General features: G+C 45.0%; 13 protein-coding genes. 6 read left to right on the plus strand and 7 right to left on the minus strand.

Going from position 1 to position 16,967, the window contains the following annotated elements; genetic code table 11:
- The first annotated feature begins 141 nt into the window (after positions 1-141).
- The gene (locus ACPUEK_RS10165) at positions 142-1,323 is read left to right on the plus strand and encodes an acetyl-CoA C-acetyltransferase (protein ID WP_425640633.1); all 1,182 of its coding nucleotides are present in this window, start codon (positions 142-144) and stop codon (positions 1,321-1,323) included.
- Between the two features lie 134 nt (positions 1,324-1,457).
- Here ACPUEK_RS10165 and ACPUEK_RS10170 read toward each other — a convergent pair whose 3' ends face one another.
- The 7 genes from ACPUEK_RS10170 to ACPUEK_RS10200 form a co-directional block, all read right to left on the minus strand.
- Positions 1,458-2,828: a hypothetical protein gene (locus ACPUEK_RS10170; protein ID WP_067217796.1), complete on the minus strand. Its 1,371-nt coding sequence runs from the start codon at positions 2,826-2,828 to the stop codon at positions 1,458-1,460.
- Between the two features lie 80 nt (positions 2,829-2,908).
- Positions 2,909-4,063, minus strand: coding sequence for an iron-containing alcohol dehydrogenase (locus ACPUEK_RS10175; RefSeq protein ID WP_425643029.1), 1,155 nt, complete (start codon positions 4,061-4,063; stop codon positions 2,909-2,911).
- 27 nt (positions 4,064-4,090) lie between these two features.
- Positions 4,091-5,533: an NAD-dependent succinate-semialdehyde dehydrogenase gene (locus tag ACPUEK_RS10180; protein WP_425640634.1), complete on the minus strand. Its 1,443-nt coding sequence runs from the start codon at positions 5,531-5,533 to the stop codon at positions 4,091-4,093.
- Between the two features lie 303 nt (positions 5,534-5,836).
- Positions 5,837-7,111 carry an ABC transporter substrate-binding protein gene (locus ACPUEK_RS10185; protein WP_425640635.1) on the minus strand — a complete coding sequence of 425 codons (1,275 nt, stop codon included), beginning with the start codon at positions 7,109-7,111 and terminating at the stop codon, positions 5,837-5,839.
- A gap of 11 nt (positions 7,112-7,122) precedes the next feature.
- A complete protein-coding gene (locus ACPUEK_RS10190) occupies positions 7,123-8,469 on the minus strand; it encodes a sigma-54-dependent transcriptional regulator (protein ID WP_425640636.1) in 1,347 nt (448 codons plus the stop codon).
- Complete coding sequence (locus ACPUEK_RS10195) at positions 8,462-10,150, minus strand: ATP-binding protein (protein ID WP_425640637.1); 1,689 nt, start codon at positions 10,148-10,150, stop codon at positions 8,462-8,464. The genes ACPUEK_RS10190 and ACPUEK_RS10195 overlap by 8 nt, the downstream gene beginning before the upstream one ends.
- Before the next feature lie 140 nt (positions 10,151-10,290).
- Positions 10,291-10,725 carry a pseudoazurin gene (locus ACPUEK_RS10200; RefSeq protein ID WP_425640638.1) on the minus strand — a complete coding sequence of 145 codons (435 nt, stop codon included), beginning with the start codon at positions 10,723-10,725 and terminating at the stop codon, positions 10,291-10,293.
- A 151-nt stretch (positions 10,726-10,876) separates the two neighbouring features.
- Between ACPUEK_RS10200 and ACPUEK_RS10205 the strand changes: the two genes are divergently transcribed.
- The 5 genes from ACPUEK_RS10205 to ACPUEK_RS10225 all read left to right on the plus strand — a co-directional run bounded on the left by ACPUEK_RS10205 (position 10,877) and on the right by ACPUEK_RS10225 (position 16,949).
- Positions 10,877-11,878, plus strand: a complete 1,002-nt coding sequence (locus tag ACPUEK_RS10205; protein ID WP_425640639.1) for a helix-turn-helix transcriptional regulator — start codon at positions 10,877-10,879, stop codon at positions 11,876-11,878.
- 48 nt (positions 11,879-11,926) lie between these two features.
- The gene (locus ACPUEK_RS10210; RefSeq protein ID WP_425640640.1) at positions 11,927-12,517 is read left to right on the plus strand and encodes a class I SAM-dependent methyltransferase; all 591 of its coding nucleotides are present in this window, start codon (positions 11,927-11,929) and stop codon (positions 12,515-12,517) included.
- Positions 12,518-12,524: 7 nt separating this feature from the next.
- Positions 12,525-13,535 carry an HNH endonuclease gene (locus ACPUEK_RS10215; protein WP_425640641.1) on the plus strand — a complete coding sequence of 337 codons (1,011 nt, stop codon included), beginning with the start codon at positions 12,525-12,527 and terminating at the stop codon, positions 13,533-13,535.
- Positions 13,536-13,676: 141 nt separating this feature from the next.
- Positions 13,677-15,638, plus strand: a complete 1,962-nt coding sequence (locus tag ACPUEK_RS10220) for an McrB family protein (protein ID WP_425640642.1) — start codon at positions 13,677-13,679, stop codon at positions 15,636-15,638.
- A gap of 3 nt (positions 15,639-15,641) precedes the next feature.
- A complete protein-coding gene (locus ACPUEK_RS10225; RefSeq protein WP_425640643.1) occupies positions 15,642-16,949 on the plus strand; it encodes an McrC family protein in 1,308 nt (435 codons plus the stop codon).
- Positions 16,950-16,967: the final 18 nt, after the last annotated feature.

Here is a 16,967-nt window from a genome sequence, read left to right on the forward strand (position 1 = left end):
GTTTTTTTAAGCTGCAGGTATCGTTAATTGATCACATGGACGTGTCGGTTTTGGTGAATTAGACGTTTCTAATTAGGTGACAGCATTAAAGTTGCCTACTATCTAAGTAAGCGCTTAACTGAATCGTAAAGGAGTCACACAATGAAAGCAGTAATAGTCGCGGCAGGTCGAAGTGCTGTCGGTGCGTTTAATGGTGCTTTATCTTCTTTAACAGCGGTTGAAATTGGCACACAAGTATTAAGCGGTTTGTTGAACAAACATCCAAGTCTAAGTTCGCACATCGATGAAGTCATATTGGGTCAAGTACTGACGGCTGGCTCTGGTCAAAACCCCGCTCGACAAACAGCGCTTAAAGCGGGTTTAAATGAGCATGTTTCAGCCATGACCGTCAACATGGTGTGTGGTTCTGGTCTCAAAGCGGTTCAGTTGGCCGCCCAAGCAATATTAAATGGCGACGCTAAAATGGTCGTAGCGGGGGGGCAAGAAAGCATGAGCCAAGCGCCGCATGTCATTCCACAAAGTCGAGTCGGTAAGAAAATGGGCCACTGGACAATGCTTGATACCATGATCGTTGATGGTCTGTGGGATGCATTTCACGATTATCATATGGGGCAAACCGCGGAGAATATTGCTTTTCAGTGGCATATTACTCGTGAGCAGCAGGATGTTTACGCGCTTCAATCACAGCAAAAAGCCGTGCAAGCGCAGCAAGCAGGGCGGTTTCAAACAGAAATTTTACCGATTAGCGTTCCGCGGCGTTACGCAGAGCCGCTTATCTTTCAAGAGGATGAGCAAATTCGCCCAGACACGAATCCTGACTCATTAGCCAAATTACGTCCGGCGTTTAGCAAAGAGGGCACCGTAACCGCAGGTAATGCGTCGACCCTCAATGATGGCGCCGCGATGGTTATTGTAACGTCGGAAGACGAGGCGAAACGATTAAATCTACCTGTATTAGCGACCATCGAAGCGAGTGCCACATCTGGCGTTGACCCTACCATCATGGGGATTGGCCCTATCGCAGCGACTCAAAAAGCCTTAGAAAAAGTCGATTGGAAAATAGACGAACTCGATTTAATAGAGGCTAATGAAGCGTTTGCAGTGCAAGCACTCTGTGTGGCTCAGGAGCTTGGATTAAACCCTGACAAAGTAAATGTAAATGGTGGCGCCATCGCTTTAGGTCACCCCATTGGCGCCTCGGGCTGTCGCGTGTTAGTGACTTTGATTCATGAAATGCAAAGACAGCAACTCAACAAAGGCCTTGCGACGCTGTGCATTGGTGGTGGCATGGGGATATCGATGCTTATTTCTAATTCACCTTGAGGTTTAGTTGTCGAAGAATACATTTTTCAACGCTACTTATTGGTGCTCAAGATGAAAAAAGTCCCCCAAGGGTTTAAAACGCTTGGGGGACTTTTTTAGCAGAAACGGTTACTTAACGAGGGTTAGGTCATGGATCACTTTGGTATTTGATCCTTAACAAACGTTGTATCTTTCTCACCTTTGAAGAAGTCACGGCCATATACCAAGATACAAAGCACAACACCTACTGCAAAGGCCCAAGTAGCGCCACGTGTGGCAAGAACCGCCGCGACGATACCGGCAATGCCAAGATCTCGCTGAGAGCGTGCTTCCATGACGCCGATTCGAACTGATACGTAGCCTTGGATCAACAGTGTTAACGCTAGGGCCACACCAAGAATAGGTTGTACCAGTGTCACGATCGGCATAAATAGTAAGCCAGTATTGGTTCCCCAACGGAAAGAGCCTGCGCCACCAAAGATGGATTTCATGGCTTTTTTACCTTGGCTAAAACGCTCAACAATAACGACGTGCATCGCTGCCCAAAGTGGACCACACATCGCCACATCTGGGCCTAAAATAGACATAACAGAGTTACGTGCACCAAAAATCATGTGTGCACGATCCGGGTCGTAATCAATTTTCTCATCTGTACGAATTTGATCTGCTTCTTCCAAAATAGCGCGGCTTTGTAAAACATCGCCGAAAAGAACGATATAAGCGGCTAACACCGTCGGAATAGCGCTTAAAAACATCATAAGCGGTGGCATACCTAGACCAAATACGGTGTATTCGTTCCATAGCGTGACGAAGTCAGGAGAAGAAATCCCCCACTCAATGCTAGGCCAAGATGTTTCCCCTACCGTGGGAGCAATGATTATGGCCAACGCAACAATCGGAAAGATACCCAGTTTGCCAACAAGGTTAAAAAACGCGTTATTTTGTTTCAGTTGCGCAAAGTGACGCGAGAAAATCACATAAAACGCAATACCAACCGCTAGAGTGATGGTAATTGGATAGGTGTCAAAACGCCCATCGACTTTGAAAACGGCCATGACGGCCGCTATACCTGCACCAATAATGATCCCCGATTTTATGGCTTGGGGAATAAGCGAGACAACTTTGTGGGCCAGTCCCGATGCCCCGATAAATATCGAGAATATTCCGAGTAAAAGCTGGAAGGATATTAACGCATGGATCCGTTCAGGTCCTTCAGGGAAGGTTGTACAGTAAGCCATCAATAACGGAATCGCAGGTGTTATCCAACCTGGAACCACTGGGTCGCCTAGCAAATGGTGCAATAAGTAAAAAAGACCATTTAGCATAACGACGGCTAACGCTACTTCAAATGGCATGCCTAGCAATTCTGTCATTAGCGGAATAGCCGCTAAGTCAACTGCACACATCAACAGACCTTGAAAGTAATCAGGCCACTCTATGCGATAATGCACAAACGGAAGGCGGACTTTAAAAGGACCCATGGACCAAAATGGTGCTTCTTGGCCATCAATACGTTCTTCACTCATGATGATTTCCTATTATTCTTGTAATGTTTTAGTGCCCTGCAACCCTTGGTTGCAGGGGGATTTCTTAATGTCGCTGTAATTTAGAAAGCTTCTTGATACAGCTTTAAGGCATCGCTTTCAGCGACGGGAACAGGGTTGTTACCAAGCAAACGAGTTTGCAGCATGGCATCTTTGGCTAGAGTAGGGAGGCTCTCTTCAGTGACCCCAACATCGCGTAGCCTTTGCGGAGCGCCTGACTCATTCATTAGATTTTGCATGTAGTCCACGAATTGCGCCGCTCGGTTATTGGCGTCGCCTTCCGTTGAATCCAGCACCACATCAGCCAGTTCAGCATAGAGTGAGGCTGCTTCCTTCATGTTGTAGCGCAGGACAGGGCCTAGCATTAATGCATTGGTTAAACCGTGCGGTAAGTGATAATGGCCGCCTAATGGGTAAGCTAAAGCGTGGACGGCTGCGACAGGGCTATTGGAAAAGGCTTGGCCAGCCAAGTTGGCACCAAGTAACATAGCTTCACGTGCCGCACGATTAGCGCCATCATGACAAGCTGTAAGCAGGTTCTTACTTAACAGGCGCAGTGCTTCTTTTGCCAGTGCATCTGAAAGTGGGTTCTTAAGATGCGCTGAGGTATACGCTTCAATCGCATGCACCATGGCATCAATCCCCGTTGCGGCTGTCGGCAGAGAAGGAAGACCAATGGTGAGTTCTGCGTCAAGCAAGACATAATCCGCGTACAACTGCTTAGAGACAACGCCCATTTTAGTGGTTTCACCGGTGGTTAAAATGGTGATGTTCGTTACCTCAGAACCGGTTCCTGCGGTCGTTGGTATTTGCAATAACGGAGCACGCTTTCCTTTCACTTTACCGATACCATAAAGCTCAGCAAGAGGTTGTTCTGATGTCAGCATAACCGCTACTAACTTCGCGATGTCCATTGGTGAGCCGCCACCCAAGCCAATAACTAAATCGGTTTGATTGGCTTTAGCAAAATCCACACAGGCCATTAAAACGTGCTCTGGCGGGTCTGCAACCACATCGTCGAAAATGGAAATACTGAAGCCTTGAGCTTCTAATGAGGCTTTGGTCTCACTCAATAGACCGCTGTCGCTGAGAAACTTATCAGTTACCAGCAGGACGTTGCGCTCTTGAAACCATTCGCTGGCTAATTCTCCAAGACGTTTCGCTCCGCCCCATTCAACATGCATGGAACCTGGAGTGTTAAATGAAAATGTTTTGATACCCTGTGACATAATGATTTCCTCGAATTAAATGGCGCTGCAGATGTATTTCAGTTCTAAGTATTCATCGATGCCGTACTTAGAGCCTTCGCGTCCTAGACCTGATTGTTTGACGCCACCGAAAGGTGCGACTTCGTTGGAAATAAGCCCTGTGTTATGGCCTACCATGCCGTACTCTAAAGCTTCTGAAACGCGCACACTGCGAGCATGGTCTTGGGTAAAGAAGTAAGCCGCTAATCCAAAGATGGTGTCGTTTGCCATGGAAATAGCTTGTGCTTCGGTATCGAATGGAAAGATCGGCGCCATAGGACCAAATGTTTCTTCTTGAGCCACCTTCATATCACTGGTGACGTCTACCAAGATCGAAGGTTGCAGGAATAATCCGCCTAGACGCTTGCCACCATGAACCAACTTGGCGCCTTTAGAGACGGCATCCTGAATATGCTCTTCCACTTTGGTAATGGCTTTTTCTTCGATCATTGGCCCTATTTGGATACCATCTTCGATGCCGTTACCAATGTTTAAAGCCGCCACTTTTTCTTGAAGTTTTGCAATGAAGGCATCGTAAACACCGCGTTGCACTAAGATACGGTTTGCACAGACGCAAGTTTGACCTGCATTGCGATATTTAGAGGCCATTGCTCCTTCGACAGCCTTATCCAGATCGGCATCATCAAACACAATGAACGGAGCATTGCCGCCGAGTTCAAGAGATACTTTTTTAATGGTATCGGCACACTGAGCCATCAGTAGACGACCCACCTCAGTTGATCCAGTAAAGGACAGCTTGGTCACCACATGACTGTCTGTCAGCACCTTGCCGAGTTTGCTGGCAGAGCCTGTAATCACTTGGAAAACCCCATCGGGAATGCCTGCTCGTTGAGCCAATTCAGCAAGGGCCAACGCGGTAAGAGGGGTTAAATCTGCCGGGCGGACAATCATAGAGCAGCCCGCCGCGAGAGCTGGCGCCGCTTTACGAGTGATCATCGCGCCAGGGAAATTCCAAGGGGTAATGGCCGCAGTCACACCAATTGGTTGACGAATGACCGTTAAACGCTGATTCGTCATTGGTGCAGGGATAGTGTCTCCGTAGACACGCTTTGCTTCTTCTGCAAACCATTCCACAAACGAGGCGGCATAACCGATTTCACCTTTGGCTTCCGTTAGCGGCTTACCTTGTTCAGACGTCATGATCATCGCTAAGTCGTCAGTATTCTCGATGATCAAATCAAACCAGCGGCGCAGAATTTTTGAACGCTCTTTTGCCGTCATAGCCGCCCACTTTTTTTGGGCAGCGTGTGAGGCTTCAATGATAGAAGGGACTTCATCAGCACCAAGGTGCGGGATGTTGGCAATCACTTCACCGTTCGCTGGGTTAGTGACAGGGATGGTTTTATTATCCGCAGCTGATACCCATTGACCATTCACTAAGCAGCGTTCTTTTAATAGAGACGCATCATTTAGATACATAGTTTTAACACCTTTATTTTTATGATTCGTAGGCTTTGGCAAGAAAGTGGAGAGGTCTTGCTTTTGCCAAACGACTGCTAGAGTACACCCTTGAAGCGTCGCTAATTTAGGCAGCTTGATACTCGGAATGGGCGCACTGATCGCAGCGCTAAAGGTGAAATTGCAAAGGCGGTGCCAGTTTTGTAACTTTTGTTAATGTATTGAAATATAAGGGAAAATTAAATTTTTATTAGCGGTTATCTAAATTCGTGAGCGGATTCCGATCGTAAAAATGAATGGCTATGAGCGCAATCCGATCACAGATTAATGTTCTGTATTACTTCGAGGGCTAAAACGACTGGGGTAATAAACGGACCAATCGCTAAGTAGTTTCATTGCGGGAGGTTGGCTGGGATCTGGCTGTGTGACCCCTATGGTAATCACTTGCTGAAGCTGGTGCGTTTGTTCATCCATAAACGATGAGTAGCCAATGGGGTCTTCCGGTAGATGAAGTACAAGCTGCTCTAGCGTTTTCTGAATGGCGGGATTATCGGCAGATTTGCCAGCAATCGCCAACGTTTCAGCGATCGCCATAATTCCCGAGTAGGCACCTTCAGCGGCATAGGACGGATAGCGACCACTGATTGATTTGAAGCGATTAACGAACCAATGGTTCAATTCAGTGTTAGGCCAATTGGTATGATGGCGTGACGACATAATCAAGCCATTTGGCATGTCATCGCCTAATGCGGCGAGCACTTCATAATTGCCACCCGTGTCAAAGTTCGCAAACGCTGAGTGATTAAATAATGGTGTATTTTGTGCTTGTTGAATAAACGCGACGAGATCTCCGCCCCACATAGAATTCACAATGAGGTCTGTGGGTTGCTCCATTAAAGCGCGGATAAAGGACGAGTAATTAGGTTCGAACAACCTTGGCCATAATGTTGTGACAATTTGATAGGGCACCTGTAATTCATCCAGTGCACCGGTGAAATCCTGCCAAACGGAATAGCCATATTCATAGTCGGGGGCAATGTATGAAATTCTAATGGGGTGGCCATCTTTTTTCGGTAATAAGTGCTCTTTAATATAGTTTGCACCAGCCAGCATACTTTGCTTGGTATTGTTGCTGACCCGAAAATAAAACGGGTTTGCTAAAGGCTCTGTTAAGCGGGAAGAGGCGTGGTCTGTACCAATAAAGAACACCTCTTCTTGAGCCGCTACTTGCGCGACTTGTAAGGCAACCGAAGAATTGACGACACCACATAAAAAGCGTGTGCCTTCCTCTTGCACAAAAGCACGAGCAATACGTGTGGCCCTAGAGGCTTTGGAGCGCGAGTCTTCAATCAATACTTGAATGTTTGGATAGCGCTCTGTAGCAGCTATTTTCTCTAGAGCAATCTGGATACCGATTTGACTGTCATGTCCATATAGCCCACCTCGGCCGGTCATTGGAAACAGGCAACCCACTTTTACAGCGTCATCGCTGTTTGCTCCCAACCTTATTTCAGCGGATGCGCTTAAAGGGAAAAAGCACAGCATCAGTAAATAAATCTTCAATGCCAACAAGTTCAGAGTAATATTTTTATTTTGCATAGGACATTGGCCTAAAGGTCTAAATCTAAGCGCTGCATGCGTCTTTTTAATGCATGACGGGATATCCCGAGTTTCTCTGCCGCTAAGCCTTTTTTACCCTGTGAAGCATTCAATGCCTGCAGAATGAGTTCTTTTTCTTTGGACTCGACTTGTTCATCATATGAACACTCTAATGCGGTAACCGGCAACGTTTTAGCGGCAATTTCTTTAGGCAAAACATCGCATGTGATGTACTGACCTGGGTATAAAATTGTCATTCGTTCTAGCAAGTTTTTCAATTCTCTGATGTTACCTGGCCAAGTATAATGTTGCAGTGCAAGCATGGCTTCCGGCGTTATGCTAACAGGTTGACAACCCTCATTTTGAGCCATTAGTTTAGCAAAATGCGCCACCAGCAAGGGGAGGTCAGCGATGCGATCTTGCAGGGCGGGAATTTCTACCGGTACAACGTTAAGACGATAGAATAGATCCTGTCGAAAACGTCCCTCTGAGATCTGTAACGCTAGGTTTTGGTTCGTTGCTGCCATAATGACCGCATCAGATTTACGTTCTTTACCCGCTCCGACAGGGCGAAAGGTTCTTTGCTCTAGAAACGTCAGCAATTTAGCTTGAATATTAAGAGGCATCTCGCCAATTTCATCTAAAAATAAAGTACCGCCATTGGCCAGTGCTACTAAACCATCGCGTGAAGAGGTGGCGCCCGTATACGCACCTTTTTCTGCACCAAAGAGCTCTGCTTCAATCAAGTGTTCAGGCAGGGCGGCGCAATTTACTTCAATGAAGGGCGCATTACTGTATCGCTGGTTGTGGATGCTCTTGGCGACCATGCTTTTCCCTGTCCCCGAAGGGCCTTGGATCAAGATCGTTCTGGCGGCGCTGTTTGCGACTTGTGTGATCATGTTCTTAAGGAGGTTTGTTTGCGCTGAGTGACCTATGATCTGATTATTTATATCGTCTTTGCTGCGCAGGAACTCTAATTCTTTTGTGACTCTTCGTTGCTCGGCCGTTCGGATCATTAATAACTCAAGTTCGTCCACATCAAACGGTTTCGTGATGTAATCAACAGCACCTTCTTTTACCGCTTTAACCGCTGTTCTAGTGTCCCCATGTGCCGAAATCATTATCACGGGAGTGCCGGGCGATATTTGTCGCAACTGACTTAATACATCCAATCCAGAGATGTCCGGTAAGCCTAAATCGAGCAGCACTAAATCAGGATTTAATTGCTCAAACGCTGCGATGCCTTCTTGTCCGGTAAAAGCAGCAGAGAGCTCCAGATCTTTATTGTTCAAGGAAAATTTAATGCTACGAACTAAATTCTGTTCATCATCAATGACCAAAACGTTTAGGTTACTCATAGGTATCGTCTAACTTTGCGTGTATAGGGAATTGTAAAACCACCGTGGTGCCAACAGGGCTCGAATGAATCTGTATTCGCCCTTGATTGGCCTGAATCAGCACCTGACATATGGCCAAGCCTAAGCCTGTTCCAGTGGGTTTGGTGGTGTAGAACGGTTCGAAAATTCGCTCAAGATGTGTTGGGTCTATGCCTGGTCCATTATCAGTCACTTTAATCACCAAGTGTTCAGTCTCCCGTTGAGCGCGGATGGTGACATCGCAACCTATACCATTAAATGACTGGATGGCATTTAAAACAAGATTTATTAATACTTGATGCAGATGCGAAGGGTCGGCGAACAGCTCTAACGTTTCCTCACACTCGATCGTCAAGCTTGCCTTATGTTTGTGTACTGTGGCATTCAATAAATTAGCAACTAGATGGAGTTCCTTTACCAGCAAAAACATTTCTTGTTTGGGGGGCGTTGGTCGGGCAAAGTTTAACAGGTTATCGATAACACCATTTACTCGACCGAGTTCTTCCACGACCATTGAAAGCATCTCTTTGTTTTCATCGTTGTGTTCTCTTTTTAAAAGTGCTTTTGTCGTAATGCCAACAATATTAAGAGGATTGCGAATATCGTGGGCGAGACCGGCGGCTAGGTTGCCCAGCGAGGCTCGTCGCTCCATTTCAACATTGGATTGAATGACTTGGTTAAGTTGAGAGCGCATCTTTTCAATTGCGGAAGTGAGGCGCTCGACTTCTGTGCCTGGTTGAGGTGGAACGGGAGATTTGAGGTCTCCTGAAGCCACTCGTTCAATGCCTTCAATGAGCGTATCTACTTGACGGTTTAATCGTTTAGAAATAAACCAATGGATAATCATAAGACAGGCCGCTGTTAGCAGTACTAAGCCGATTAACCAATAACGTAAAGTTGCACTTGGTGCCGCCGTTAGTACTTCATTCTGCTTTAGTTTAATGGACCAGTTTGGGTATAAATTAAATGATTGGTCATAGTGTTCTCCGTCTTGAATAGGCTGCCCAACAATGTCAAACACTCGGTCGCCAGGTACACCAATATAGGGTGTAAATATGCCGTCCGTACCCAGTGATTTTGGAATGGCCGCTAACGAGTTGAAGCGTAATATTAGCCCTAAATAGGAAACGGTATTGTTTTCAGAAAGCCTAGTAATAGGTTTCATAAGCAGTACCGAAGCGGGCCGTTCAAAACTGAAATATTCCGGCCCCAATAGATCGGCTTGTTCGAACTGTGTTTGATAGGTCTGAACCGCAAGATACCTTTTTTCTGAATAAGAGTGCTCGGGAAAGCTCCATAAGAACCGCTTACTGGCGTCAAAAAAAGCAATGCCATACACATTATTAGGGTCTGTTTGTAATCGTAATAATGCTTGTAATGCATCAGGAAGATTGTGCTTGCCATCCTTTTGAAAGATCTCTGATGAGTCAAGCTCGTCAGCAAGCACGTCAAGCTGGTACAAGCGTTCTCTGAGATGGACGCGAAACTCATTCTGAACCGCAGCCACCTGCGTGTTAAGCCTGCCATCAGTGATTTTGGAGACTAATTGATCAAAATAGCGATCATAAAGACTGGTAAAGATAAACAAAGGGACCAATGCCACAACCAAAGAGAGAACCAAGTATCGGTTAGAGAGGCGTTTATATTGCGTATTAGTTGACACACTTGGTCCCGTAAAGTCAGAAAGAACCGCGTTCGCATGTAAACGAAACAAGGCCTTTACCAATCTCATAAAATGAAACGTTCTAAATCAAACCCAGTTGCAGGAATATAACATTTAATAGCCGCATCGATTGTTAACCTTTACCGCGACATTGCAAAGTCTTTAATCGCATGGAAGCGAAGTTTGGCTTGTTTGGGCAAGGTCTTAGGGATCTCAAACTCTGTTATATCACCGTCGCCTGCTTGAATAATCATCACCATGCCCATGGTCAAATGCGGTGAGCATTCAATGCCGTAAAATCCTGACTTATTAATCTCCATCGTAATAGGCTTGTTGATTTTACCGCGGTAACGGTTCGCCCCTCTTGGGACCATATAATTAATCGTGACCGCATTATGACCATAGTCTGTTGGCTCAAAGGTCACCGTATCACCCACCTCGACGTGTAAAAAACTTGGCTCAAAGGCCATCGTTCCCCAATCATTTTGATTGACCATTTTAACGATATGCTCCGCTGCAAAGGATGTACCTGCAAGGGGAATCAGTGCCAAGGCCATAATAAGTCGACGTAACATGAAAGCTCCCAGAGTTGGAATAAAATGTCATCTTAGCATATTGGCTACTGAATGCCGTTTAGAGTGCCAATGCTCGGTATAAAACAGGCGATTATCTGATTGGGTTTATGGTAAAGTTTTCGTCAAGAAGACAGTATGTAAGGATACAAACATGGGTGCTAAGCACGACACCTTATTTCGCACGCTAGCGATGTTACACATTATTCCCAAAGAGCCACGCTATAAAGCCACCTCGACGATTCATGCAGCATTAGAAGAGCAGGGCTTTAAGGTTTCGTTAAGGACTGTTCAGCGTGATCTGAATGCGATGACACCGCACTTGCCTTTGAGGTGTCTTGAAGGCGATGGAGAGCGTCGTTGGAGCCTGTCAACAAGCTTTACAGATTCAACGTTGGGATTAGACGCCCCCACCGCGCTCACTTTGGTGTTGGCGCATGAGTATTTGTCTGGTTTGCTACCACAAATTGCTGTGGATCAGATCTCATCGCAATTCAAAGCCGCTCAGCAATATCTAAACGCTATCCCTTCCAACCATTACTCCGGTTGGGCCAACCGTGTGAAAGCCATACCCAATGGTAAAACCCTAATCCCCGCACAAATCAAAGATGGGATTTGGGAGGCGGTATCGGAAGCGGCGCTTGAAGAATACGCCATTGAAGTGACGTACCTAAGTCGCAAGCATAACGAACCCAAAAACTACACACTGCATCCGCAAGCCATCGTTGTTCGCCATAGCGTCAGTTACCTTTTGGCAACCGTAAAAGACTACGACGACATACTCCAATTTGCGTTACACCGCATTCAAACCGTTGAGCGCTCGGATAAAGACTTTATACCGCTTAAGGGATTTGATCTAACCGACTATATAGAGCAGGGCGGCTTTAGCTATCGACAATCGTCAGGGCCAGTTGTACTTAAAGCGCGCGTGAAAGCTGAGATCGCTTGGCTGCTGTCCGAAACGCCTTTAAGCGAAGATCAAAGTTTAAAACCAGAAGATGACGGCCGGTTTCAACTGACTGCCACGGTCCCGGACGATCAAGAAACACTTTGGTGGATACAAGGTTATGGTGCAGCGATTGATGTGCAGGAACCACAAAAATGGCGTGAGCATATTCATCAGCAGGCAAGGGAAGTGTTGGGGCTGATATCGTGAGAGGTAGCATGTCAATTTTATATCATTCCCTTTCGTTTAAGGTGCTACATGGATTTGAAAGCTAACACGACCTTGTATTACGACACGTTTGCAGAAGACTTTGCTAAGAGCACGCTACCAGTCGATATGTCTGCGTTGTATCAGCGTTTTCTCCCTCTTATCCCGCCATGCGGCAATATCCTCGATGCGGGTTGTGGCAGTGGCCGCGATGCGAAGTATTTCCAATCAATAAATCATAAGGTATCGGCTTTTGATGCGAGCTCTGAGCTTGCTATGATCGCATCGAATTATCTGAATATCGACGTCGACGTGCTCACCTTTCAAACATTCAATGAATCCAATGTTTTCGATGGCATCTGGTGCTGTGCGAGTTTATTACATGTCCCCAAAGTAGAGCTTATGGATGCTATTTCTCGACTACGTAAGGCACTCAAACCGCATGGCGTTTTGTATATGTCGTTCAAGTATGGTGATGAAGAGCGTGTCAAAGAAGGGCGCTTTTTTTGTGACCAGACCGAACAAACGATCAGCCAGTATTTGGCAGGGTTCAACATCAAAGACATGTGGGTAACCGGTGATCAGAGAGAAGGCCGCTCGTCAGAACAGTGGCTCAACGTAATCGTTGAGAAGCAAGAGTAGCCTAACGATGAAAACGGCCATCGAGTTTATTGCTTACATTCAACGGATGTTGGTGGAGGGTGATTTTACCGCGACGTACAAGTATGCGTTATTACATGCGATTGCTGATGTATGTGTGGAAAGTTCCAGTGTGACCGGAAACAGCAAACTCCCTATCCAGTTAGATGTTTTAGCGGACAAAATGCTTCGCTTGTATTGGAATCAGGCCCGGCCGTTTGGTGGTTCTAATCAAGCGATGCAATTGCATCAAAACAGTGATTCACAAAAGCAAATCGCTATTATCACGGCGGCGCAGAGCATCCAGCAAACAGGTTTGTACAACATCAATCAGTTGTACAAAAGCCCACATTATAAAACCCTGCATAGAGTAGCCAAGACAGCCCTCAAAAATGGCCCACTGTGGCGTTTGCAGATTTTGGCAAAAAAAGAAGAATGCTTTTTATATCCGCATGATAAAAGCCAGAACCATATCGAGCTAAATACAGGTGTCGCGGGTTATTTTCGTGAGTTTTATCACCTAATTACCTACCTTGCTCGCGCTGCTTGGATCGACAAAATTATTTCTTTTAAGCACAACCAATACCTCGTGGGTGCGCAAGCCAACTTACCGGAATTTCTGTTTGGTCAAGACCGTAAAGCGTTGTCTTATGCCAAGCCTCTACTTCAAGACATACAGAAGAATACCTGCTTCTACTGTGGCAAAAAGCTCGACCAACATGCCGAAGTGGATCACTTTATTCCATTTGCCAAATACGCGTTCGATCTTGGTCACAACTTTGTGTTGGCGGATCGTACCTGCAACAACAGTAAACGAGATTACCTCGCCGGCTATGAACACAAGTACAAATGGGAAGAAAATAATCTCGCCAACCACGCAAACATGATCTCTGAGGAGCTTGCCAGCTACGTCGAGTGCGATAAAGACAAATCCATGGCTGTAGCGGATTGGGCGTACCAGATAGCTCACAATAGCGCTGCAAATTTATGGCAAAGCAAGAGCGAGTTTAGGTTGGCGTGAGTACATTCATCAGTAGGCAAGGGAAGTGTTGGAGCTTAAGTAGATTTTTTTATCTGAACTATATAGCGACATATTTTGACGCTTTGAACAGATAACATCGACGTGAATATCCTCCGGAACGTTTTATACACGTTTGAACTAATGAAATTTAGGGAAATAAAAATAATGCAAGAGTCATTTAAGAAATTACACTTTGATCTGCTGGAAAAATGGCATGGGCAGAAAAGTGATTCAAATAATCCTGAGCAGAGAAATGATGCAGGGGAACTAAAGAAAGCCTATGAAATCATTGAAAAATGGGCTGGCGCACTGCAAAAAGCAATTTTCCCAAATGGCACCATAAAATTACGAAAAAGCCCAGTAAATCAAGGTGGGAATTTCTTTGCTTATCTATGGGCTAAAATCTACCCAACTTCAAGCTCTCCAAAGGAGCTTGCTTATACTGTCTCAATTTCCACAACAAATTTGTGTGTAAAAATCGACACTATTAATGCTTCATCAAATCTCCGCGAGCGATATGAGAGAGTAAGGAATAGCGCTGTAGAAAAGGGGATTGTTACGACACTAAGCATCGAGGAAGGTCTTGCGATGTCTTTTGAAGAGCTGGTTGAGTGGAGTGTCAATGCAATAAATGACTTTGTTCTATCGTACGATGAAGTCGCTCAATCTATAGGCCTTCTAAAAGGTGATGCTCAACTGGACAAAGACGGAAGCGAACAACTGTCTAGCGTATGCGTATTGGGAGCTAACCAGATTCTCTACGGTCCGCCTGGGACGGGAAAAACGTTTCACACGATTGAAGCTGCCGTGAAGGCGGCTGAACCTACATTCAAATGGGAACGTAGAGCAGAGCTTAAACAGGAATTTGATCGCTTAGTGAATGAGCGGTGTATCCGTTTTGTGACCTTCCATCAAAGCTACGGTTATGAAGAATTTGTAGAAGGACTAAAAGCAAAAACTGAAGATGGCACTATTGCGTATTCAGTTGAGCCAGGTGTTTTTCGTCAAGTTTGTTCAGACGCAGAACAATATCAGGCGGAATCCCCTGCAGGTCAAACTTATAACTTTGAAACCTGCTGGCAAGCTTTTGTTGAGCGTCTAGCGAATGAAGACTTTATTGAAATACCAATGGCAAAAACCTCTTTTCGCGTTGTGGATTTCAATGAGAATCGAATCTTTTTTGAAAAGAGCAACGGAAAAACAGACCATACATTAAGCATCAATACGTTGCGCGCTATTTTTAATGGTTCAAGAACCTACACAACTGGCTTAGGCGTCTATTACCGACCTTTAGTGAGCTTCCTGAAAGAATTGAGTGGCACAGATGAAGTGCCAGCAACTAAGCGAAAGAACTTTGTTCTGGTCATTGATGAGATTAATCGTGGCAACATTTCGAAGATATTTGGAGAGTTAATTACTCTCATTGAGTTATCTAAGCGTAAGGGTCAGCCAGAGGCGCTAGAGCTAACGTTACCTTACTCAGGGGACTGCTTTTCTGTACCAGATAATCTTCATATTATCGGTACAATGAATACTGCAGACCGATCATTAACAATGATTGATACGGCTTTACGTCGCCGTTTTGAATTTATCGAAATGATGCCAAAGCCAGAGCTTCTTGATGGTGTGGTCGTCAAAGGGGTAAATTTATCAAAGTTATTGGGTATACTGAATCAGCGTATTGAAGTGCTGTACGATCGTGAGCATACATTGGGACATGCTTTCTTTATGAATGTGAAGAAATGCCTTGATGAAAGCGACTATGATGCAGCATTCGAAGAGTTGGTCCACACATTTCAAAATAGGATCATTCCATTACTGCAAGAATACTTTTTTGATGATTGGAACAAAATTCGCCTAGTTCTAGGGGATAATCAAAAAAATGAAAGCTTGCAGCTTGTATTAGAAAAGCCAGTTAGCAACCTATCCATGCTATTTGGTCAAGATTATAACGTTGACCCTTATGATGAAGGCGTTATTCAATATCGGTTGCAAGGAGATAAGGAAGCCGTATGGCGACAACCAATGACTTACATTGGCATGTATAGTTCAACGATACCAGAGCAATCGCACAGTGAATCCGATAATGAGTTGGAAGAATAGAGTATGAAAGTTTCAACGCTTTCAATTCTTGAGTTTGGGTACTTAGTTAAGGAAGAAGATCAACTTAAAGTACCCAACGCAACTGCTTTAAAGTCTTCTGATTTTGAATACTTGGAACAGCGATGTCTATTGCCTGATAGTGGCGCTCCGTATGGAAAGGCCTTGCAGTTTAAGTTACATAGAAAGTGCCGAGTATTACAGGCTCAAAATTACGTTGGTTTACTGTATCTACCTTCTGGTCAATCAATAGAGATTTTGCCGAAAACCGGTAATCATGATGATTTGCCGCATGCGCGACAAACTCTATTGATGATGCTGCAATCCTTGCGTGAGTTTCGACACATTGAGCTTGAGACAGCTGATATAGATGTCCTGAAGCTACCACTGATTGAAGTATTGATTCGTCGATTTTTGAAGACAGTGAATCAAGTGGTTAAACAAGGGCTCAAACGTGACTACGTCCCTAAGCAGGAAAATCTGACGACCAAGCGTGGCAAACTCAATATTGGACTTCAGGTAAAGCATAATTTTGTTGAAAAACAGCGTTTTTACTGTGAATACGATGAGTATTTACCCGATAGACCTGTGAACAGAGTAATTAAGGCAGCCCTGCTGCAGGTTCAGCGTTACAGCAAGGATGCCCGTAATCAAAAGCTACTGCGAGAATTACTGTTCCACTTTGACGATATTCCGAGTAGTAACCAACCAGCATTAGATTTTGCCAGAATCAAATTCGATCGAGGTATGGTCTATTATCGGCCAGCGATATCTTGGTCTAGGTTAATATTAAATAATTTATCGCCAGTGAGCATGAGCGGTCTTTCCCAGGCACCATCGTTACTGTTTCCAATGGAGTCCATCTTTGAAAGTTACGTGGCGATGGTCTTGCGTAGGCAGCTTCCACCCGGTTCAATCTTAAAAACGCAATCCGCTTCTAAGTCATTAGTGACATTTGATAAAAAGAAACACTTCACATTGAAACCAGATTTACTGCTCACTTTAAATGATGGCCAGCAATGTGTATTAGACACCAAATGGAAGCGACTTGACCTCAATGAGCACAATTTTGGTTTATCGCAGAGTGACTTCTACCAGATGTTCGCCTATGGCCATAAGTACCTCAATGGTGAAGGGGAATTGGTATTGATATATCCGGCACATGATGGCTTTTCGAGTCCAATAGAGCATAGCTTTGACTTCAATCTAAGTTTAAAGCTTTGGGTCTTACCTTTTGATATCAAGCCAAATAATCAAAGTCGCTTGATTCTCAACCAGAATATAGATTTCAAAATACTCAGATCTGCAACTTAGCCGACAGCCTGATATGTG

This window comes from Marinomonas gallaica, from assembly GCF_049821165.1.
GTDB lineage: Bacteria > Pseudomonadota > Gammaproteobacteria > Pseudomonadales > Marinomonadaceae > Marinomonas > Marinomonas gallaica.